Source organism: Vibrio sp. G-C-1 (assembly GCF_021728015.1).
GTDB classification, from domain to species: Bacteria; Pseudomonadota; Gammaproteobacteria; order Enterobacterales; family Vibrionaceae; genus Vibrio; species Vibrio splendidus.
Genome location: NZ_JAKKCR010000001.1, coordinates 537,227 through 559,551, shown reverse-complemented (window position 1 = coordinate 559,551; position 22,325 = coordinate 537,227). Strand labels below are relative to the sequence as shown.

The 22,325-nt window shown below is 40.2% G+C and carries 13 protein-coding genes; 1 reads left to right on the top strand and 12 read right to left on the bottom strand.

Annotation, left to right across the window (positions count from 1 at the left end):
- Positions 1 to 10: 10 nt before the first annotated feature.
- The 9 genes from ptuB to L3V36_RS02505 all read right to left on the bottom strand — a co-directional run bounded on the left by ptuB (position 11) and on the right by L3V36_RS02505 (position 16,568).
- Positions 11 to 679: a retron Ec78 anti-phage system effector HNH endonuclease PtuB gene (ptuB, locus tag L3V36_RS02545; RefSeq protein ID WP_208774260.1), complete on the bottom strand. Its 669-nt coding sequence runs from the start codon at positions 677 to 679 to the stop codon at positions 11 to 13.
- A 3-nt stretch (positions 680 to 682) separates the two neighbouring features.
- Positions 683 to 2,314 (bottom strand): retron Ec78 anti-phage system effector ATPase PtuA, encoded by a 1,632-nt coding sequence (gene ptuA, locus L3V36_RS02540; protein ID WP_208774258.1) that lies wholly within the window; start codon positions 2,312 to 2,314, stop codon positions 683 to 685.
- The gene (locus L3V36_RS02535) at positions 2,307 to 3,239 is read right to left on the bottom strand and encodes a retron St85 family RNA-directed DNA polymerase (protein ID WP_208774256.1); all 933 of its coding nucleotides are present in this window, start codon (positions 3,237 to 3,239) and stop codon (positions 2,307 to 2,309) included. The genes ptuA and L3V36_RS02535 overlap by 8 nt, the downstream gene beginning before the upstream one ends.
- A gap of 242 nt (positions 3,240 to 3,481) precedes the next feature.
- On the bottom strand, positions 3,482 to 5,515 hold the full coding sequence (locus L3V36_RS02530; RefSeq protein WP_208774253.1) for a DUF262 domain-containing protein: 2,034 nt from the start codon (positions 5,513 to 5,515) through the stop codon (positions 3,482 to 3,484).
- A 1-nt stretch (position 5,516) separates the two neighbouring features.
- Positions 5,517 to 6,980: a DUF262 domain-containing protein gene (locus L3V36_RS02525; protein ID WP_208774251.1), complete on the bottom strand. Its 1,464-nt coding sequence runs from the start codon at positions 6,978 to 6,980 to the stop codon at positions 5,517 to 5,519.
- A gap of 12 nt (positions 6,981 to 6,992) precedes the next feature.
- Positions 6,993 to 8,312 carry a restriction endonuclease subunit S gene (locus L3V36_RS02520; protein WP_208774249.1) on the bottom strand — a complete coding sequence of 440 codons (1,320 nt, stop codon included), beginning with the start codon at positions 8,310 to 8,312 and terminating at the stop codon, positions 6,993 to 6,995.
- Entirely contained in the window at positions 8,309 to 10,807 is a 2,499-nt protein-coding gene (locus L3V36_RS02515; protein ID WP_208774247.1) for a class I SAM-dependent DNA methyltransferase, read from the bottom strand. The genes L3V36_RS02520 and L3V36_RS02515 overlap by 4 nt, the downstream gene beginning before the upstream one ends.
- A 143-nt stretch (positions 10,808 to 10,950) precedes the next feature.
- Positions 10,951 to 13,014 carry a hypothetical protein gene (locus tag L3V36_RS02510; RefSeq protein WP_208774246.1) on the bottom strand — a complete coding sequence of 688 codons (2,064 nt, stop codon included), beginning with the start codon at positions 13,012 to 13,014 and terminating at the stop codon, positions 10,951 to 10,953.
- Entirely contained in the window at positions 12,996 to 16,568 is a 3,573-nt protein-coding gene (locus L3V36_RS02505) for a hypothetical protein (RefSeq protein WP_208774244.1), read from the bottom strand. The genes L3V36_RS02510 and L3V36_RS02505 overlap by 19 nt, the downstream gene beginning before the upstream one ends.
- Positions 16,569 to 16,685: 117 nt before the next feature.
- Between L3V36_RS02505 and L3V36_RS02500 the strand changes: the two genes are divergently transcribed.
- Positions 16,686 to 17,546 (top strand): WYL domain-containing protein, encoded by an 861-nt coding sequence (locus tag L3V36_RS02500; RefSeq protein ID WP_208774242.1) that lies wholly within the window; start codon positions 16,686 to 16,688, stop codon positions 17,544 to 17,546.
- Positions 17,547 to 17,656: 110 nt separating this feature from the next.
- Here the strand turns inward: L3V36_RS02500 and L3V36_RS02495 are convergent, their stop codons facing one another.
- The 3 genes from L3V36_RS02495 to L3V36_RS02485 form a co-directional block, all read right to left on the bottom strand.
- Positions 17,657 to 18,271, bottom strand: a complete 615-nt coding sequence (locus L3V36_RS02495; protein WP_237296580.1) for a hypothetical protein — start codon at positions 18,269 to 18,271, stop codon at positions 17,657 to 17,659.
- A gap of 39 nt (positions 18,272 to 18,310) precedes the next feature.
- Positions 18,311 to 18,853, bottom strand: coding sequence for an HNH endonuclease (locus L3V36_RS02490; protein ID WP_237296578.1), 543 nt, complete (start codon positions 18,851 to 18,853; stop codon positions 18,311 to 18,313).
- Positions 18,854 to 19,176: 323 nt separating this feature from the next.
- Positions 19,177 to 22,065: a UvrD-helicase domain-containing protein gene (locus L3V36_RS02485; protein WP_208774241.1), complete on the bottom strand. Its 2,889-nt coding sequence runs from the start codon at positions 22,063 to 22,065 to the stop codon at positions 19,177 to 19,179.
- Between the last annotated feature and the right edge of the window lie 260 nt (positions 22,066 to 22,325).

Sequence of the window (22,325 nt, the reverse complement as noted above, 5' to 3'; positions counted from 1 at the left end):
TCCTAACTGATTAAAATAGAGCTTCCAGCACTGCTGTTTGGTGCTCCTGCTGCTTTATTTTCAATTTAATATCATCCAACGCTTGTTGTAGTGCCTGATCATCTAATTCTTCGCTTATCTTCTCTAATTCATCCAGCTCTTTTCTAAAAATATCAATTTGCCTTTTTCTAGATCCATTTAAAACAGATAAATTTAAAACTCTTAACGTCTCTCGAGCTCGTTTTTCATCAACATCAGATAAGTTTGGCTTAGGCTCAATAACGCCAGTGTCTAGAAAAGTAAAAAAATCTTTCGGTTCATCTCTATCAGGCTTTATTAATTCATTCGAGTTGTATGCCCCTGGCCCTTCGCTCCCTTGCCTGTCTTTGAAGTGACCACATGTATTACTGCTCGTTAGCCCGCAACAACCAAATAGGTTATCCCATGAGAACGTCAAATGCTTATACGCAGCTCCACCACCAGGTTTTCTACCCTTATGGAAAAAATGTTCTATGTGACCATTTTTCTGCTCTGTTGCTCTTTCACAAAAAGCACAAAACTTACCCTGCATCACTCGAAATTTATACCAGATAAGATTTCTACAAGCTTTAGACGGTTTCTTACTGCTCCATTCATGAATATTATGATCATAATTTGAGAGTGCTGGAGGTGCTGGTAAAGGTCTATTTAACTTCCTCATAGTTTATTGCTCTCTATTAAGCCTAGATTTCATTTTTGCAATTCGAATTTGACTTTCACAATCAGCTACAACGGGATGAACAGTACCAAAATGTTCCTTTATTTTGCTGAAAACATTTTCCAATGACTTTTTATCTTGATCTTTTAAGCATCTAGAAAAATCACTTAGCCAACCCGCTTCCTCCAATTTTTCAGGTACGGAATTAGTCCCCATAATACGAGCTAATATATCCGCGCTAGTTACACCCTTCGTTTGAAAAGTAGGCATACTAATTGTCGGATTTCCATGGTCATCAAGGCAAATCTGACGAATACATTGCTTATCAACTGTAGAGAGGACCTGTGGACTATGAGTGGTTACGATAAACTGCAATTTAGGGAACGTAGCCTGAAGCCCTATTAGTATTTCTTGTTGCCACTTAGGGTGAAGGTGCAGCTCAATTTCATCAATCACTACAACTCCGTGACCATTTAATGGCGCATCAGAATCAGGGTTTAATTTTACTAAACGCCTTGCTAAGTCTCCGGAAAGAGCGACAAGCATCTTTTGACCTTGTGATAATTGAGCAATATTTACTTTATTACCGAAGTTTTCTACTAATAATCTAGATTTTCCAGAACTACGGTCAACTTCAAGATTCTTGACGTCAGGTACAAGTGTTTCAATAGCGTTATTCACAAACTCTAAATGGCGCTGATACTTTGCTGATGGTTTATCAATTAATAGATTTGCTAACTCTTCCTTTTTACTACTCAACTTTGCATTGAATACATCATTTTCCGGAGGTTCTTGTCCGGCATATACGTCATTAATAGTATCTTGCAGGTTAGATATCTGAACCTTTAGAGCTTGCACTTCTTTAGTTTCCTCACCTTCCGCCAGATTAACCAACTCAATATAAAGCTTCGAAAAATCTTCCAGTTTCCCACTTCCATCCAAAGCCGTCTTAAGATCAGAAAATCTATTACTAGCTCCATCGCCTGAAGCTTTCTCTGAGATCGTCGAAGACAGTGAAAAATCAGAACGCTCTACCGAATAAAATGCAAGAAGGGGAATGTTCACTAATGGATTTTTAGCAGTACTCTTATACATATTCGCAACTTGCTTTATGCTCACAACATCTGTAGGTGAGCTTCCATCATAACCAAGAACTGTATTACCAAGAGTCGTCTCAAAAGTATTATTATTATCAAATTTAAATTTACTTGTTACCTCCGAGAACTCCCGAGATTCTACGTGAATATCACTATCCTTAATCGGTCTGCCAACTACATCTGGTTTTTCTAGGTTGTTATTCAACCAAGAAAGAGTCCTAGCTATCGCATCTGCAATACTTGTTTTTCCAGCACCGTTATCACCTATAATCACCGTCATATTCTTATTAAAGTGAATATCTAATGACCGAAACCTCCTATAATCTACTAGCTGTAACGAGGATAAAGTAAGCTTTTTCTCAATCAGTGCCATTTCTACTTCAGTAAAGTATTCTAGAGCTAAATCTTCATCTTTTTGCTCTACATTTTTACCTTCCGAGTAGTTTTGATAAAGTTGGAATGAAGATCTAAAGTTCCCTTTCGCAGCACTTTGGATTAGGTGTTTAACCGTTCTACTTGTGTTTTTATGTTGCTTAGCCATTTGATTCCTCAACGATTTGAGTAATTAACTCAGCTGAATATTTTCGTATCAATGATTGAATAAACATTGGCTCTATATGCTTAGCAAAAGCAATAAGGCCTCTAAGGTGTTGTCTATCCGCTTTATCAAGCTTACCTAACTGAACTTGATAGACTAAATGCTTTATATATCTTTTACGCTCTCTTCCGAGGGAGAGTTTTCCATCGTTATTAATGGTGATGCCTGTGACATGCCTGTTATGCGCTTTTGATGAGAATTTGGTTTTTTTTCTATTGATTCTTATCGAACCACCAAACAAGTCAGCTAGCTTTTCTTTTACAAGTAAGGGAAGTTCAAAGAGTATGTCTTTATGCTTGGTTGAAAAAGTCAGGTCATCTGCATACCGCGTATATGCGATACCTCTCTCAAGACATATTTTGCTTATGACCCCATCAAATTGGTACATAAAAAAGTTAGATACAAGAGGGGAACTAGGTGCACCTATACTGAGAACCAAAGCACCTCCCGTTCTTTTACTCGGGCACCAAAAAAGTAAATTTTCTAAAGTTTGCTTATCTTGGATTGAAGGCAGAGGATGTATCGACTCCCAAACTTGCCAAAACAATTTATCAGAGATGGAATTGAAGAAGTTTTCGAGATCTAGCTTAAGTAAATAAGGGTTGTTTTTATGAGCAATTGCATTCTGCTTAATACTCATACCTTCTCGATAAGCCATCGCTGCCTCATGGATAGGTAACTGCTGAAGCCCTAAATACTTACGCTGATATTCTTTCAGTTCTTTAGACGGTTGAGCAATAACTCGGTGTCCAGAGGCACGCTTAGGGATGGTATAGACTTTGTACCGTTTAGGTGCACTCTGCAGAAAGCGAGCAACTTCGTCTTCACTCTTTTTCAACTCTAATGCTAGTTGTTCTATCAAAGTCATTTCTAATCCCATTAAAAAAGCCCAAGAGCATTGCTCTTGGGCTTAACTCTTTACTAGAGGAAGCGATATGTTCGCGACCTGATTGAGGTACGAGATCAGGTCGCGAACATATCGCAACCATAATGCCGTTCAATAAATTAGAGTCTGGCTAAACACCCGACTAGACGAATTCGTCCTAAGCTAAAGAGCTCTTTAATTATATAGTAAGTCCATGAGGTTATTCAATTAATTGTTGTGCCTATCTATTCCTCATAATGTGTAGCTAAAACATCGAGCATCTGACTTTGATGAGATTCAATTTCTTGCTTACTCCAAGGTTTAGACCCCTTTTGCTTAAACATTTCGAGAAGTTTTAACGAGTCAAAGTGCGCTTTTCTGTCAAAGTCTATCTGCTTTTTATCTACATCTTGATTGCTATATGATGAATTTTCACCCGGGCTAAGTAGTACCAAGTTACCAAATGCATTCAAGGTTTCACCTGGTAACTTACTTTTATACTCTTCATTTTGTGGATGAACATGTTCAACTGAGTTTTTTGAAGTGATTCGATATTTTTTAAATTTTGGAGTCTCTACAGTGCTCAGTGTTGACTCTGAACCATTGAGGCGCTTCCAAAGTAAGTATTCAAGCTTTTGAAACCAATAGTGCTCAAAGCTGGTTCCGTTCGACTCAGTGAGGTAATCAGCCTGTTCAGTCCACTCAATTCTCTTGGGCTTTTTCGATCTAGCTTGTTTAAAACTAGCCTCTTTTTGAGAGCAAATGGCTAGTGACATTCTGTTATCTATTCTTTCAAGTAGCTTAAGAGCCTTCGTCTCCTCTTTACTGTCGATGCCTTTCTTCATTAGTTCAGCAATAAAAGGGGTTATCCAGTACTGAGCACTTCTCTCACCCGTAAAGTTACGAACACTCTGCAGCAACACTATGCCACTAAGCTCTTTGGGCGTTCTATTGATATAGTAATTGCCACTGGACTGGCTTCTAGATTGATACGTTAAGCCTAAATGAGACTCTGTTGAATCATCTCTATTTACCCATTTAACAACCCAATGGTCAAACTGATACCGCACTTGCCATAGCATTTCGATAAAGGATTTGATGGACTGTTCATCAGACTCAATCAAAGGGTTAAATATTTCCAGTAATCGGTCACTGTGAAGCCTGACTTCTATATCCGCTTTGTTGTTTAAAGCTAAGTAAACGCGATAAGCATGTATCAAAAAAAGTGGGAACTTGATTATCGGCTCACAATAAACAGTTTCAACATCTAAATCATGAGTTTTAAAAGAGTCTAGCTTAAGGTTATGGGGAGCATCATTCCCATTTAACTGTTCAGCCAACTCTTCGATACTAAGACCTGCTAACTGCTCACTCTTCAGGTCTTCTGTTTGATGTGATTCTAGCGAGTGTAGAAACCGGTTGGGATCAAAACAGGCTAAATCGTTAGGTTTAATAGCATTCCAATCTGAGTGATTAAAAACTTCTCGAACATTACGTTCAAAATAGTTCTCCATATGTTCACAAGCGACCCATATCGCTTCATATTGAGCTTTATCGGACTGTAACTTCTTAAACAATTTAGCTTTAAGGATATCGGCTTGCTCTAACTGAATTCCTCCAGTATTCATGGTCGCAAACAGGCGGTTTAAATCCATTTGTGTTGGAACCATGTTATTAACCCATTGCACATTACTATAAAAATACTCAGCAAACTGCTCAATCGTTACGTCAGCATCTTTATTGAGCTTTTCAATCTCTTGAGTCAATACGTTCAGTGCAACACCAATCTGTTTTAGATACTCATTGCTATCTATCTTTTCTTGAGAAGGTATTTGGTAGTCTTTAAGGCCCGCTAAGCCACCTAAGAGCTGTTGAACTTGATCTCGAATAGCAAATTGTAAGCGTGGTATTACTTTCCCATTACTAGTCGTAATAACCGCTAATTGAGAAAGTTTCGACTTAACTCCTGCGAAGTTAAATGCAATAGCGATGAGCATCAAAGTTGTGGTGCGCTGCTGTCCATCAATCAACTCATAGATGGCATCACCGTTTGTCTTCAATACCGATGAAAGAATGGTGCCAATAAAGTAATTATGATCCGTTTGCTTATTTGACTCATGATACCTTTTGCAAGCTTCTTTAATATCATTGAACAAAAGCAATACATCATCATCAGACCAAACATAAGGGCGTTGATAACTAGGGATTGAAAACTGGTAGTCACCAATCAAAATCTTCTCTAAGGTCAATATTTCCGTCTGAACAGATAATGTAGACAAATTACAGCCCTCCTAGCAACCTGACTTGAGCTGTAAAGTCATTTGAAAACTTAGCGGCGTATTGCTCTTTGGTTACTTGCGTTTCAATTTTGATAGAAAACTCTTTTTTTACTTTATTTATAAAGTCCTGCTTGCGACTGCTTTTTTGATTTGTTGGCGACAATTTGGCATCAATTATCCCTTCAGCATTTACGTTAAGTTCAAATGCATCCAATTTTACAAAGCACTGCTTAGGTGTATAGCTCATTGATATCCAATCCAATATTGGAGTTTCACGTAAAAATGCAGGAACCGACTTTTCTTTCACTGCAACTTGGTTTTCCACTCGCCTTGAATATACGACCCTAAAGAGTTTTTTCGCCACAACTTCAAGCTCTTGCTGCCCAAACTGGCTTATATATAACAATAAGCTCGCATCAAAAAGCTGCTTTAGATAACTACAACCATGGAGGTTACATATAAGCCCGTGATAGAAACGATGAAATTCTGTGCCTGTAATATTTTCAGTTTCATTAGCTATTAGATAAGTTTGACGAAGCTGCTCAAAGTATTGAAGATAGTGAATAGTATTAGCGCCACTATTCAGCGGTTGACGCAAATCATAACCAACTTGAGGCTGCGATAAACTCTCGCCTCCATTTTCGAAATAGGTTCGCTGAATGCGTCCAAAAGCAATATCTTCCCCCGTAGCCTTCGGAGAGAACTCATCGACGACAGCATCAACAAGCAAGCGTTTCTGGTGGTGTAATGGCATTGTTCTTCGAGATCGATCTTTTAAGTCTTTTCTTAAATTAAAGTACTCCCAATACCGCCCTCTTAACAATAAATCAATCACAGGATTGATGTTATTTAAACTCTCCCACAAGGCTGCAAAGTGGCGAGTTTTGGAGGGCATGCTCTTGTCTATCACGTTTAGATGATGAGCCTTAATGATATCAGGCCCTTTTAAGCGAACTCCACCAGTGTTCTGGGTTTCAAAAAAGCGATAGGCTTCATCTTCATTATTAGTCACAACCAATGTGACATTAACTAATGAAAAATCAATAGTAGCAATTTGCTCACGTTTATCCGACAGCCAAGCCAAGTTATGTTTAATCTGTTGCTGACTCTCAGGTGCTTCATAACGTAGTGTTGAATCTTTATACTCACCCTTTAAAAAGGCGATCAATGCCATGGTGGTTAGGCGCTGTTGTCCATCAATGATATTGAGCAGATTACCTTGCTGATGCAAAATAATGCTGCCCAAATAAAAGGGGCATTTTTGAATGTCTTTATCGCTTTTAAAGTCTGATTGATAGTCTTTAAAATCTTGCAGTAAACGTAGTAGCTGTTCCTCAGTCCAGCGGTAAGGGCGCTGATACTCAGGTATGGCAAGTTGGCCATTAATTGTTGAGCCATCAGAGGCTATAATCCCCTGATGGTCAAAAATCTTCGCTAACGTTGTACTGGCAACGGATACTGACATTCAACTTCCTTGTTAACTAAGTACGCAGTCTTGTGCTTGTGGCACTTTAATTTTGCCTGTTACGGCACTGTTGATCAGCGTTGTTTTGTACTCTTTGAGCTTTTTTATCTGACTTTCAAGGAGTTCTGTCGCTTGTTCTATTTTCTTTTCATGCTCAGCAATATGTTTATTGATTTTGAGCTGTTCACCAAATGAAGGAAATGGGATTTTTATATCTCCAAAACTCTCAGTATATAACCGCATAAAGCCAGATGACCCCGTTCCTAAGCCGCGAGAATTCAGCCTAAATTGCGTCCCCATCAGAGTGGTTTTGAACAGCTTTAAAAAGTAGGTTTTATCTGCATTTGAACTAATATCAAAAACAGCATAATCAGGGCTTACAAGTCCATGATTTTCAGCGACACCAAATATACCGATTGAAGCCCTCATTCGATTCATAACAAGTTGACTAGGCTCAACTATTTTATAATCAATTAGGCTCTCATCAGGAATAGGCTTGTCAGAAACACTGTCATGAGGAACCAAACCTTGGATCATTCTCAATGAAAAAAGAATCTCTTTACCTGTTTTAGTTCTTTTATTAACCTCAGTAAATAGGTGTTTAAGCTTAATGATCTCCCAATGTTCTGGGGTTTTTCCTATCCAATCAATACCAGAATCTTTCAAAGGTAAATTTGGTTCTAAACCTTGAGTAACCGCTTGTTGGATGATGATTTGCTTACGCTCTTTCAACAGCTCAATTTGCTGCTGTTTGATAGCTACAGCTTCATCAATTTGATCTGTTTTCTTATCAAGGAAATCGGTTATGGCAACTTGCTCACTTTTTGAAGGTAAAAGAAATGGAATAGCTTTCATTCGCTCTTTAGATAAATCCCACTGTCCAATGCGGACTCCATCTGACGCGCTACCAAAAAAGGAAACATATAATTTGCTTCTTATTGCCCAATTAAAAAACTCCGGATGAATAACTTTTGTAAAATTGAAAACATAATAAGCTGGGCTGACGATTCCTGTATGCTTAGATACCCCATAAGAGCCTTGCCAAGCTTTCATTTTGTTCATCCCAAATTGCCCGTTCTCAAGCAGTTTATATCCACTTAAGTCTTCTGGAATAAAGTTGTGGTTAGATTCCTGATCATTAATATCCCGTACGATCACACCAAGTTCTCGTGTGATCGATAATAATGGAAGGTTCGCTTGATTTTTGATGGATACTGGAGAAAGACAAGCTCCTAATTTAGTAACTTCCCATTCATTAGGTACATTGCCTATCCATAAGTATCCAGAAGCTTTGTATGTCTTATATTGAGGCATGTTTAACAACTCAGTCATAATTGCAGTTCCTGATTTGCTACAGCTTCAGTATCTAAACTCTTTAACCCTAAAATGTCAGCGATTAAGCCTTCGGCTTTTTTCTCTAGATTGATGATATCGGAAGCAACTTCATTCGTAGTGCGTAGTGACTTGTGTTGATAGAAATGCTTGTTGAAACTAATCTCATAGCCAATTTTTGCGCTATCAAGGTTTATCCAAGTTTCACCTACATGAGGCTGCACTTCATCAAGGAAGTATTGGTGAATCTCACTGTTGTCAGTGTTAGCTTCTTGGTTGGTTGAGGCATAATTAAGCGGAACAGATTCTGCGTCGCGAAGATCTGAGTTACTCTCGTAGGTAGTAAACTCGTTTTTGTTACCTGTGGCATAATAGCCAAAATCACTCAAATCAGCTGGTTCACACCCAAGATGCTGTAATAGCTCATCAAGCTTTTCTTGCTTAAACTTAATCACTTTTTTAGTGACTTTGTCAGCGTTTTCATCGTACCAACTCACCGCATCCAAAATAGTCTTCTTCTCGGCGGGGCTTACTTTGATAAGCTCTTGCTTTTCGGCCTTTCTGCGTTCAGCCAAGCTTTTAATTTTAGTATCAACATTATCTTTAAATTCATTAAAGTTGTCATATTGCTTCTCACCAAACTCAATTAGAAGCTCCGCTGCCATTTGATAGATATTGCTTAATTTCAACCAGTTTTCGATATCCAACAGCTTCTTTTTAGCTTTGGTATTTAAGTTAATATCATTGTCTTCACACCAAGCAAGAGTGGTGCTTTCAACGGTTTTTAAGAAGCCTTTTTGATAAACATTTTCACCATACTGCGCATACAGGTATTCCATTGGCTCACGCAGTGATTTATCAAAACGCAGTGGTTCTATTAGTCCTTGTCTGAATTGAGCGCTTCGGCGATCAGGGCGTTCGATATTGACTTTGTAATAACCAAAATCTTTGTTATTGAACACTTTCGAGGCTAGTCCAATAGGCTCATCATTGGTGTTTTGTGTTCGCTCAATCGACTTGCCACTTAGGTAAGCCTGAGTTATTTGAGCAATATGCTCTGGAAGGAATTCGCAGTTCTTGTCGCCCAAGTTTTTACGCAGCTTTTTAAACAGCTGGCTAGCGTCAATTAACTGTACTTTGCCTTTTCTGTCTTCAGGTTTGTTATTGCTTAACAGCCATATGTAAGTCGTTATACCTGTGTTATAGAACAGGTTATTTGGCATTTGCACGATAGCATCGAGCATGTCGTTTTCAATAATGTAGCGGCGGATATTACTTTCACCAGAGCCAGCATCACCAGTAAACAAACTAGAACCGTTATGTACAGATGCAATGCGAGCGCCCAGCGGACTATGAGCCGTTGATTTCATTTTGCTAACCATTTCCATAAGGAACAGTAATTGACCATCGCTGGAGCGTGGTGTGGCATCAACAAATCCATCTTTAGCTGGGTTGCCCCAGTAATCGTTCAATGGGACACGGAAACGAGAGTCGATTACATCTGAGCCATCTTTGATGTTTTTTTGCTCACTCGCCCAACTTTTTCCGTAAGGAGGGTTAGATAAACAAAAATCAAAACGATTTGCGGCAAACTCATCAGTAGACAAGGTCGAACCAATTTTGATGTTTTCAGGATTGTTACCCTTAATCATCATGTCTGACTTACAAATAGCGTAAGTCTCATCATTGATTTCTTTACCGTATAAGCGAATATCACGCTTAGAAGTAACATCACCTGACTCAACAGGGTACTTCTCTTCAATGAAGTTTTGCGCTTCGGTTAACATGCCACCACTACCACATGCAGGGTCATAAATGGTGAGTGGATCTGGTAAACCGCATTTGATTGGGTCAAATACCAAGTGAACCATGAGTTCAATTACTTCACGTGGAGTAAAGTGCTCACCGGCCTCTTCATTGTTGTCCTCATTGAACTTACGGATAAGCTCTTCAAACACATAACCCATGCCTAAATTACTGATAGGCGGTAACTTATAGCCGTCAGGATCAATCTGTTCATTAGGAGTCAGGTTGATGTTTGGTGAAACAAACTTCTCCAGTACATCTAGCAATACGTCTTTGCTCGCCATGTGACGTATTTTTGCTTGTAGATCGAAGCAAGTAACAATTTCTTTAACGTTGTCACTAAAGCCACTCAAGTACTCTTCAACGTTAGCTAGCAAGATTTGCTGATTGTTAGTCGCAGTGCTGTGCAAAGTGCTTAATGTCCATTTCGACGTGTTGTAAAACACATAACCAGACTCTTGCATTAATGGCTCATCATCTAGCTCTGTCGATTCCATTTCTTCTGTTTGGAATTTCACTTCAGCTAACACAGCTTTTTTGGTTGGTTCAAGCAAAGTATCTAAACGACGCAATACCACCATTGGCAAGATAACATCACGGTATTTACCACGGACGTAAACATCACGTAAGCAATCGTCTGCAATAGACCAGATAAATGAGATAAGTTTGTTGTGTACGCTGTGATCCATAGTTTTCTTCTTATAGCGATAGCTGCTTGAAAATCAAACAATAAAAGTAAGGGAAATTGGGTAAGATTTTACTGATTTTTGGCGCTAGTAGCGAATAAAACATTAGATTTCATTCGCTGCTAGACCATTTCCTCAATCTGTTATTAAGATTTAAAACGCTGCATTCCAACATACTCACGTAGATGCTTAAATGGATAAGGCGTTACGGTTGGCAGACGGTGCCTTAAGTGATAAACGTCAAACAAGTTTTCTACCTCTTCAGGTAGTGCATCAAACGAATGTTTTATCACGTATAAATGACTAAAGTTTTCGATTTTGCTTTGTGGGCTACCTTTGCCACCAGCAAAATACATCCCCTGTTCCCGGTTATAGAAAAAACCTAAAGATGCATTAAAGAACCCTTCACTTTGTCCTCTTATTGACGTTTTAAAAAAGAATCCTTGATCGCGCAGCCAATCGTAAAATTGTTTTTCATCATTACCTTTGTAAGAGATTGACGAAAACTCATCAAACGGTAAAGGGGCTGTATCATCCCATTCCGACAGTATTGCTCTGAGCTTATTGACTACTTTACTCCCTGGGTTTTCTTCAATGAACTGAATCAATAATGCAATTGGAACATCTTGTGAACGCCCTTCTTTAAGTTCACGCAGCCGCTCTGCAACTACTTCAAATTCCGGCAGCATTTGAATACCAGTATCATTGAAAATGGCATAGTCCCCCGTCTCCGGCCAATAAATAAAGGGGGAACGTTGGAATCCTTGAAATACTTGCCTTTTATCATTGCCTAAATCGAGTTCAAGCTCTTCAAGCTCCTCTTGAGTCGCTTGTATATATTGCCATTCATTACCCACTAACTTAGACGCATACACTGGCCACGGCCCGTCTCGAACCTCTGAAAATTCGCCTTGCGGCCGATGAGGCATGTAATATACACATCCTTCAGGGCTGCTTGGGTATTCAATCAAATGCTTTCTTGTATGGACTTCTAGTTTGATAAGTAATTCTTTTAGCAGCACTTCCACCACATGGCGGTTTACCTGACCTTGACGGTTCCACAAGCGCTCTGGGTAACATGACTGGAAAACTGTATCTTGGTATTTTTTGCGATAAACTTGATACGGATCTTCCTCAGCCGACTTGTAGGTGTCTTTATTGCCAACAATTAGGATATTCAATGCACCACGAACCGGAGCTTCAGCAACTTCTGCGTTTATGTTTAGGTGCTCGATACCATGAAGTAAAGTCAATTCTGCATCAGTGTCTTGGTTTTCTGTTAAATCACAGATCACCAAACGATGTTCTTTTAACGCATCAAATAGTCCTACATAGTGATTTTTGACAACCGTATCTGAAACAAACCTATGCTTTTCTCCGGGAATTCGCTGTAAGTTCAGAGATACTGAATCGCCATAAGCTTGCTTAAGATCTTGCATAAACTGTTCAAGAATACCAACCTTAGATAACTGAAAACCGCTATAAGACTCTTTCGTAATATCAATAGCCTGAATTCGATTCTTCGCATTAGAGTAAAGAGGCTTCTTGATGTAATCGCCCTTTATCGATTTGCTAACCAACATCCCTACATCATCAAGTTGATAACGTGTCGCAAACTTTGCTTTTTTTTGTATATCTCCGTTCTCTAGCGTAAACCAAGACAAGGGAGAAAATGTTTTAGTGTTCATTGATAGTGTTGGTTTGAATCCAAGATCTGCGCATGGTGCTAAGTCGATTTCCACGGCCGTTAGTTCATGGCCAGGGTGACCTTTCGGTAACTTTTTGCTTTTGACTAGATAATATAAACCTTCACTTTCAAAGCGCTTTATCTCTGGCGTAGCGCCATTCAATACTTTTGGTATCGCTTTAATCAGCAAACGAGCCAATTGCCATGTAGGTAGCTCGGTAGCGCTTACTGGCTTGATGGCCAAAGACTTGTCTTCGAGATCTAATTTTGCGTCCTTTGGTAACAATACCCAATAACAGGCTTCTTTATTGCTCCCTTTCACTAAGCAATCAACACTTCCGGATTTATAGATTTCAGACGCCAATGTAACTAAACGCTTAGATCGTTCTGAGTAGTCAATTCCTTTATAACTGACGCAGTAAATCGCGAAGCTTCTATCGACCCAATCAGTATCAATCGATATTTGTTCAATTAAGGTTGATAAGGGTCCGTGTGAGGACGGCTCTAGCTGTTGTGTAACCATTTTATCAACTCCTGTACTGCTGTTAGGTTGGTGTCGGCATTGACATCATCAATTAGTGCCGGAATTTCAATGACTTTAGCTAACTGTGGTGAGGTTTCTACGAAGCATGAGTCCAAGTATCTAATCGGTTTTGAAGCATCCCCTAGCGCATTCACATAAATAAACTTCGAGGGCCGAAACTCTTCTTCCACCAATGAAATTTTCGAGCTGTAGCCTTCGCTGGTCTCATTACCTTCATGCTTCCAGTATTTGCTGTCTAGCCAGATCGGTTGCTCAATCCCTGCAAACATGACTCTATTGTCAAATCGCTCGTAAATTGAATTTGGAACTTCTTCAAACGTAAAATCGAATGCTGTTAATACTGCCTCTACCGCTTGCTCGCCCAACGCTCCCTTATAAATGTTGGTAAACATAACTGGCGTCATTACATAAACTTCTTTTTGCCACGAACAGGCAAAGCCTTTGTGTTCAAACCACGACCTCACATATTGGTTTTGTAGTAACGTAGCTAGGCTGCACGCTTCTTCTGAAACCATGTCACCAGTAGGCACTCTATCAAAGAACTCGAAAGCATTCGGATTACCATCTAAGTTACCTTGGTAACGGTAATACCCTTTGGTCATAGACTGTAAGTACAATCGATTGAATCGCTCAGGTTGAGAGGCGATCGTCGGATATCGAAGTAACTGAGTTCTAATGTCTTGCCACTCTTGAATATCATTATCAGATGCAGGTTGATTATGTAGACGACGAACTAGGGCCTTAATTGACTGCATACCGTCTTTGTTGTTTCTTTGAGCAAGGTTGAATAAACGTCGGACAACCCTGTCCTCAACTACAGACTTATTAGCTGATTTCGCTTTTTCAACCAAAGCAACATACTCGTGCGAGAATAAGCTTGGTTCTCTACTCTCTTCTGCCAAAATTTCTTTTAAACCAGAATCAGCAAACAAGAGAATTTGTTTTCGTTTCAGAGACGTTCTCCCAGCTCTTCCTACCGCTTGCTCAATGTATTTCCTTACTGCGCTTTGGTAATCACTTGTTTGGTAGTATTGCTGTAAAGAGCGCTCTCTGCTCATGCCCATAAGTTGCTGGCGACACCAGCTTTCAGCGCTTTTCGGTGACACCTCCCCGTTCTCTTGCAAAGATAGAATTTGGTGGAATTGACAAAGCTGGTTGGCAGTATGCGAATAATCATCTGACAGGAGTAGCTGAGTAGGTTTTTCAAGATAAATACTGTCTATATCGGTTCGCTGCTGCGTGCTATAAGTGACATCGGCAACGGATATTAGGCTTTCTCCTTCTAACGCTAAATTGACCGCGTAATCGGGATTTTTACCCGCTCCCATTGAAGCATATGTACTAAATACAACGACTTTCCCATGTTCTGTATTTAGGTGATTGGAAATTTCATCATAGCCAATCAACCTCATCCAATCGGCGTTTACGCCAAAAAACGTCTTGGTTTGAACATTAAATTCTTTCGCCCACTTATCGCAGCAGAACTGAATAAAATCATTAATATCCTGACGCGTTGTATCAAGAGTGCGGTTTAACAACGACAGCATATAACGATTATCAGAAACTGAGATAAACGCTTTAATACTGGCTAATAGCTTAGACAACCAGCTCCGAACAAATGCCTGCTCTGATTCCGCGATACCGAGATAATGATTTAGGATAAAGTGGCTTGAACGAGCTTCCGGCTTATACTCTTCTAATAAAGTATCAAGGAACCCATCTCGACTATTAAGGTATTTGACCGTTAAGACCACACCGTTATCTCTATAGTTGCGCTTACTATGATAATAATCATTTACCCACTGCTTTTGCTCTCTCGACAAAGACAGAAGCTTTTTACCCAAACGCTCATTCAAGTATTTAAAATCAAAGTTATGTATTACGGTGTCTGCTCTCGCTGTTGCACTTATACCGAGAATGACAGCTCCGGCATCAACCATATCCGCTAAGACACCCGATGGTGAAAGATTCAGGAATGACGCTTTACAATTTACGGTATCGCGAGTCCCCTGATTATGAGCGACTTCCACAAGTTTCAGGCCGGTATGATGGTAGCTCTTGCTAGAACTTAACTTGCTCGCTTGACCGCCCGCAGATTGCCGTAGCCCCCTAGTATCAAATGACTCGTAAACAGCAGACTCAAACTCTTGCAAATTGAAGTGAGTAAGCAGGGATTGAACGGCTTCTTGAAACGTTCCTTCTAGGCTTTTATTTTCACGCCCTTCAATTTCAAGGCTACGAACGTTCTCCCAGTACTGAAACACTGCTTTACGCATTGTGCCAAGAAACCACTGATATATAACATCCGCTTCGTTGACAAAGCGGGTTAGAAGGCCATTTTTTTCAATGAGAGGGCCTTCCACTTTCTCATCACTAAATATGAGATTTTTCTGTCTCAATAAATCTGATTTTAATGACAGCTTGTGAGTGGCACTGCTTACATGTGTAAAGCTTCTATCTGAAAACAACCGAACAGGTCGCTCATTCAAGTTAGGTCCTTCCGTATTAAATGCGAGCGCTAGATTCCACTTGGTGCCAAACTCTTCGAGCCGCTCACGGAGTGGTTCAAACAGGTCTTCAATTTTATCGTAGCGAGGTGAACTCTCTAGTTGGTGATCTCGAAAGTTTGCTCTCAAAGTTCTTATAGCCCAAATTAAGTCTTGCGCTTGTTGCTTACACAGCTCGGAGAGGATAACCTGATTCTGCTTGTCAATTTCATCAATGATAAGTAGCGCACCACTTAAATCGCGCAATGGACTGTAGCGCGAGCGAGTATTGTGGAAGCCTTTCAAAAATTTACTAGTCGTTAAGAAAATAACATGAGCGCTTCCATTGCGGATTTTTTCTCCCGGAAGTAGTGCTTCTACAGAGGCCAGTAACGTGCCATTAAGCGGGGTTCTATCAGCACCTTTTTGTTTCTTTTGTAAGCGGGCAACTAGATTACGGTAAAAGTAACCAGCCTGCCTGTTCAAAGAAACTTTAACTTCTGGATTGCTCGCATGACGTCTTAGACCTGATATAGCGCTCCACTCAGCTTTAACATCACGCTCGGTGTTCAAGTCAAATCCGACTAACACTTCGTTCAAGACCGCATCAGAACATTGCAATAACTGATCTGACTGATTGGGTAGGTGAACTATTTGCGCTTTAAGGTACTCTTGCTGTTCTAGAGTGAAGCGAGGCTCACCCTTGACAGCTTGCTTTTCAACTAATCTAAACAAGTCCGCTTTCGCGTTCACAACATTATCTACTGAGTCTGTAACGTAATAGAGCAAACGCTTGGTGCTACTACCGAACTCTTCTTCCTGTAATTCATTTTGCACTTGATCAAGCATCTGCTGGAGCAAAAAGTTTAATGCCGTGTATGTTTTCCCAATTCCAGTCTGAAACGGTAATGGAAGCAAAGCTCCAGATTTAGCGCCATTAACTTTAGTGTAATTTTCGAGTGATTCTGTAATGATAAGATCCAAGGGCGAAAGATCGGGAATAAGACTAAAATCAAAACTCGCAAATGCTTCTATCGACACGTTCATACAATTCTACCCCAACAGCTCTTGATGTTTAGTTAACCCAACCATAATATGACGCCATCAACGACAGGTAAATGCTGACTGCATATACATGTAGAATAACTAGACAGGAATCAAACTATGAGCAAATGGCCAATTCGCTGGGACCTACTATTTCGATACCGAATGATAGAAGTGATTGCCTTATGGGAAGGTAGGCTAACAACCAACCATTTGATTAAAAGCTTTGGTATTGGTAGGCAGCAAGCGTCGAAAGACATCAATACCTACTTGAATGATATTGCACCTGGTAGCCTTGTCTACGATAAGCAGTTAAAAGGCTACAAACCCAGTGATAGCTTCGTTCCAAAACTAACGAGCGGTCATGCTGATGAATACTTACACATCCTATCTCGAAGTGAAGATATGACTGTGACTTTCAATGAACTTGATATGGGCTTTGAAAATACGACGATGGTTCGCCCAGTGACACGCAACATTACTCCCGAAGTTTTACGACCATTAGTCCAAGCAATCAGAGAGAAAAAACGTGTCGATTTAAGCTACACATCGTTGAAAAATGGTGAGGAAGTAGAACGGATCATCTCTCCACATACACTCGTTTGCACACCACTACGCTGGCATGTTCGAGCTTATTGCGAACACTCAGAAGACTATCGAGATTTCGTGCTGAGCCGAATTCGAGGTGTTCCAGCTCTTGAGACAAAAAAAATAAAAGAGAGAGAACAAGATGAACTTTGGAATATTCATCTCTCTATTAAGTTAATCCCCGACTCAAGATTAACCGTAGCCCAGGCCAAAGTGATTGCACACGACTACGGTATGGAAAAAGGCAACCTGACAATACCAACGAACGCAGCATTGGTTCGCTATGTTCTGGATGCTTATAATATCGATATTAATGTGTTGAATTCGAACCCCAAAGGGCAACAGATTATTGTGGGGAACTTTGAAGAGCTGAAACCATACCTAGTATTCTAATTACAGTTTAGTTTGGCGAGAGACTGCTTATCCGCTTATAAAAGAGAACTTGCAGTATGGGCAGTCAAAGCCTCTCGTTAATCATCATCGTCACGTAACACTGGAGTAAGCTAAGCCATCACGGATTCGTCAACCTGTGGGGTAAACCTTGCGTTGATGATTTCAACCATACGTTTTGGCGTTAGAACCGTAACATTCAAATCACCATATATATCTGCTCGATCTCTATACCCATCAGGATGCCACTCATGTAGTTCATTCCGCCATATGAGCCAAGGCTTACCTTCTAGCTCTACAAACACCCCATTAGGTAAATTCTCAAGCTTCTCGTTATAGGTAACCTTTTTACCACCTCTAATCGCTCTATCTTGATGAAGAACTTTATCTATTTCATCGACTTTCAATTCGCTTAGCTGAGCCGCACCCCATGCTTGTTTAAACTCATCAAACCTTTGCCTTCTGCACGAAGCGCAAGGTCTATGTCCTGCCGACAATGCGGTAGCCTCATCAAGAAAAAACAGTTCGGAGTAACTATTTTGGCTAAACACCTCACGCTTATGCTCTTTGAAATTTAACTCACAAAGCATCCAATTTTTGTGCTTCCAAGGGCGTATAATTTCTTTCTTTTCATTATGAAGAATGCCTCTGTTACCAAGCCAAGAACCTCGAGCGGTATCAATAAGTAGTTCACCACTTGGGCTTACTCTATTTTGTAATGGCATCATCGAACTCCTCGAGTCGTAATTGGTTTAAATCGCTACTTATTATAGATGCTGATCATCGCAATCGTCTTCATGCACAAACAGCTCATTGATAATCGTAATATAACGTTCAGCTACGGCCCCTACTTCCCTATACGCCATCTCAAGAATCATCTGAACTTGTTCATTGTTCTCTAGTGGTACATAGTTCTGTTTGTCCATATACAACTCGATAATTGCAATTTTATCGTCACTCCCCTCAAGAAACTCTCGAAAGTCTTTACTCGCTTTAGCACTGTTACACTCTTTGCAACTTGGAACCAGATTGCCAAGTTTATGCTCCCCTAAATAGACCTTATTGATAGGGATCGCATGCTCAATGACTAATTCCTTCGCCTCACCACAATAAGCACATTTATGATTAAAGTAGGCTTTAGTTTCTAACCAATCTTCTTCTGAAAACTGCTCTGAGCCCAAGTTGCTAAGGACGTTTCTTACCAGTAAGTTCTGAGCATTGCCTATCGCATTTCCACGGTATCGGCTGTTTGCTTTACGACTTCGAACAGAGGTTCTTTGTTTAGACGTTACCTTCGCGTCTAATAACAAACCCTCAAGCTGTGATTCGTCATAATCAATACCAATCCGTTTAAGGTAATCAATAAAGCATACCGCATCTCTTTCAAACCACTGACTGCAAGCGCGTACTGTTTACCTCGCACCAAATAGATATTTGTCCAGTATCGTTTTGAACTCTCGGGAAGAAGGTCATTCTTACCAACCAAGAATGAAAAGTTGATATTAAATGTTTGCTTCGAATAATCAGCGTCGCAAAGTCTTTCGAATTCCGTGTGATCATTTTGCTCACAGTACTCGATAACTTTAGGTAGAAATGACTGTACAAGTTTGCCAACTTTCATGTGCTAGCCCAATCAAAGTTCGTTAGCGGTACAGTTAAGTGTATAACCACAATTTTTATCTGCATTTTTTCTATATGTAGAACAACTCCAAAACTGACCGTACTTCCCATTTCTTAGCTTCATCTCACTCCCACAACGCTTGCAGAGCGGTCGAATGTCGCCACACTCTTCGTTGATACATTCCTGAAAGCCTGGCTTAGTTGTACTGCTCATTGGGCTGCCACACTGACTACAAGGGGTTTCTTTGTGTTTGCAACGAGGATAGAACGAACAAGACAAGAACTTACCGTAACGACTAACGCGCTCTTTCAAAACGCCGGTCTTGCAACTGTTACAGGAAATTTGTTCAAACAGTTTCTGTACAAACGATGCATCAAATTCATCGGTATCTACGAAGTATTTGTTCTTTATGAGTTCGACAACAAAATCACTGACATCAGTCATATCAGCTAATAGGTACGCTCTATGTTTTGCTCTGGTTAAAGCGACATAAAAAAGGCGCCTCTCTTCAGCAAATTCGTAATCATCACCTTTAGGCAATAGCGCGTCCATCAGCGGAGGAGTTACTTTTTGAGACGGGAAGCCATGCTTACCCGTTGTTAATCCCATAATGATGACATAGTCGGCTTCTTTACCCTTAGAGGCATGGAATGACTGACAAGTAATTTGTAATGATGGGTATTGTCTATTAATTTCTTGAAGCTGCTGGTAATCAGGCATTTGATGCCAAAACCTGGCTAGTATATACACCTTATTCTGCGCTGGTTTACCTGAGGTATGAACGCAAGCCAAAACAGCATTAAGCGCTTTTTCTAGGGGAGATACACCTTGCTCATTTCTGCCTTGTCTGAGTATTGATACAGCAGGCTTATTAACCTTAATCAGGGACTGAATGTCTTTTTTGATTTGTACTGGGTTTCTGGTGACAAATTGCGTTGCCACATCTCCAATCGCACTATTAAAACGAAACGTTAAATCCAATTTTGTTTCCGAAGTCGCACCGAAATACTCAACAAAATTAGTAGTCAGCTTTACGTCCGCGCCACTAAAGCGATAGATAGCCTGCCAATCATCCCCAACGCAAAATAGTGACGTACCAGGCAGTGAATCACGCAACGCTTTGACTAGCCTAGCTCTGGGCTCTGAGATGTCTTGAAACTCATCTACTAAGATGTATTTCCAGGATGAAACAAACTGTCCGGTTTGGACATACATCAATGCTTTACTGATCATGTCATTGAAGTCTATCCACTGCTTTTCGCGAAGAAACAGCTCATAGCGATTGTATAGTGGATACAACAACTCTAATGCTTTCTCTGTTTGCTTAGGATCGATTGAGTTTCTAATGACGTTCTCTATCGCAATATCATCAAGGCAAGCCGCTTTGTACATATCCACCAAAGCACTAAATAATTTAGCCAATTCTGTTACTTGGCCTAACTGGCGAAGGTTATTAAGTAAATCCTGCGGAGGGATGGGGTTAAATTCGACTTCACGGTCCAACAGTTTATTTTCAAGAACCTGAAGAAGCGTTCCAACTTTATGTTGGTGGTAGAACACCTCAACATAACCAGTCTGGTATTGCTTGTGCGTTTGGCGTTTCCATTCAATCGACTCTTGATAGCGATCTTTATCAATCCACGGGGCTGTATTACCGTGCTCATCAGTACCGTAGTATTCAATGTAAATATCGTGGTCTGGTAAATAAAAGTCTGGGTGATATTGGCGATATTGATCTGTACTTACGTCAAATCGATAACTCGCTTCATACTCATAATTAATTCCGTTTCTAAATAACCAGTTGGCAATGACAACCTCACCGTAACTCTTTACCTGGTCCCCTTTCAACGAACGGATGTCATTGTCAGTTAAGTACTGTAGATACTCACCTTCACTTTGAAACTCAAAAGGGTTCTTATCAACAAAGTAATACGAACTGAAGTACTCAAGTAAAGACTCACGGTAGCCATCATCAAGCATGAGGTGCTCTAGGTTATCGTTCATCCATTTTGATTTAGCTTTAATGTCGTCTTCAAATGGGGATAGGTTTGGTTTTGAACCTTCAACTTCAGCGATAATTTTCATACCCAAGCTATGGAAGGTGCTGGCTCTCACGTCATCAAAACCCAGTTTGTCTTTAATGCGCTCGTCCATTTCCTTAGCTGCAATACGGCCATAAGCCAATAACAGTATGTCGTTGGCAGACGCTTGCTCACTATTAATCAGATACCCAGTTCTACCAACCATAACACTCGTTTTACCGGTACCCGCTCCGGCTAAAAGTAGATTGTTGTCGTTATCTGTAATACAAGCGATTCGCTGCTTCTCTGTTAACGGGTTAGATTCAACTTTGTCGAAAAACACTCCGTATTCTGTTAGCTGCTTTTGGACGTAGACATAGCGCATATTCTCAATATCTGACGCCTTCCAGGCACAAATCACATCGAGTGTCTGAGCGACCTTTTGGGCTAGTTCACTTAACCCTAAAGCTGAGCGCCACCCCTTCCACCTTTTCGCTTCTTTATTTGCGATGGTTTGAAAGCTTTGAGTTTCAGACGTTCTAATAAAACTTTCGGCAGAGGCGTTTTCCACTTGGTCCAAAAATGGAATCAGTTTCTGAGCGTTACTGTTGGCCCAAAAAGGAAAGAAAGTGTGTTTGTGTCGATGTGCAAATAGGTAGCTCAACATCGGAACGGACAAACCGGGGTCATTTATTTCAAACGACAAAACGCCACCTGAAAAGCCTAATTTGACTACTGGAGGAGCAACTATCGTATCCCACTTGTACAACGTTTTTATATTGTCTTTGAAGATGGTAATACCGTCTTCGTTAACGTTTACCTGTTGTCGCTTGCCAAGAAGGTGTGCCAAAAAGTTGGTTTTGAGGAGAAGTTTCGTCATTAAAAATACAATCGCAAAGTTGGGATGATAACGTTATATGCAACTGTAGTTTACATGACAAAGTATGAACTATAGTGATCTACATCGGTATTGAAGGGAATAGAGCTCTGACTTTTACCCAGAGCACTCTGAAGGTATTGAGCAAGAATTCAATTAGCATCCTTTAAATAACTCACCTCGATGATAACGAAGGTATGGTCTGTGATCTGGCATGATGCTAAATTTTTACGTTTTCAATCCAATAAATTTCACACACATAT

Excerpts from the sequence above, each read along its gene's own strand:
- L3V36_RS02505 (WP_208774244.1), bottom strand. The coding sequence starts at position 16,568 with ATGAACGTGTCGATAGAAGCATTTGCGAGTTTTGATTTTAGTCTTATT.
- L3V36_RS02485 (WP_208774241.1), bottom strand. The coding sequence starts at position 22,065 with ATGACGAAACTTCTCCTCAAAACCAACTTTTTGGCACACCTTCTTGGC.
- ptuA (WP_208774258.1), bottom strand. The coding sequence starts at position 2,314 with ATGGCTAAGCAACATAAAAACACAAGTAGAACGGTTAAACACCTAATC.
- L3V36_RS02520 (WP_208774249.1), bottom strand. The coding sequence starts at position 8,312 with ATGACTGAGTTGTTAAACATGCCTCAATATAAGACATACAAAGCTTCT.
- L3V36_RS02515 (WP_208774247.1), bottom strand. The coding sequence starts at position 10,807 with ATGGATCACAGCGTACACAACAAACTTATCTCATTTATCTGGTCTATT.
- L3V36_RS02500 (WP_208774242.1), top strand. The coding sequence starts at position 16,686 with ATGAGCAAATGGCCAATTCGCTGGGACCTACTATTTCGATACCGAATG.
- L3V36_RS02535 (WP_208774256.1), bottom strand. The coding sequence starts at position 3,239 with ATGACTTTGATAGAACAACTAGCATTAGAGTTGAAAAAGAGTGAAGAC.
- ptuB (WP_208774260.1), bottom strand. The coding sequence starts at position 679 with ATGAGGAAGTTAAATAGACCTTTACCAGCACCTCCAGCACTCTCAAAT.
- L3V36_RS02495 (WP_237296580.1), bottom strand. The coding sequence starts at position 18,271 with ATGATGCCATTACAAAATAGAGTAAGCCCAAGTGGTGAACTACTTATT.
- L3V36_RS02510 (WP_208774246.1), bottom strand. The coding sequence starts at position 13,014 with ATGGTTACACAACAGCTAGAGCCGTCCTCACACGGACCCTTATCAACC.
- L3V36_RS02525 (WP_208774251.1), bottom strand. The coding sequence starts at position 6,980 with ATGTCAGTATCCGTTGCCAGTACAACGTTAGCGAAGATTTTTGACCAT.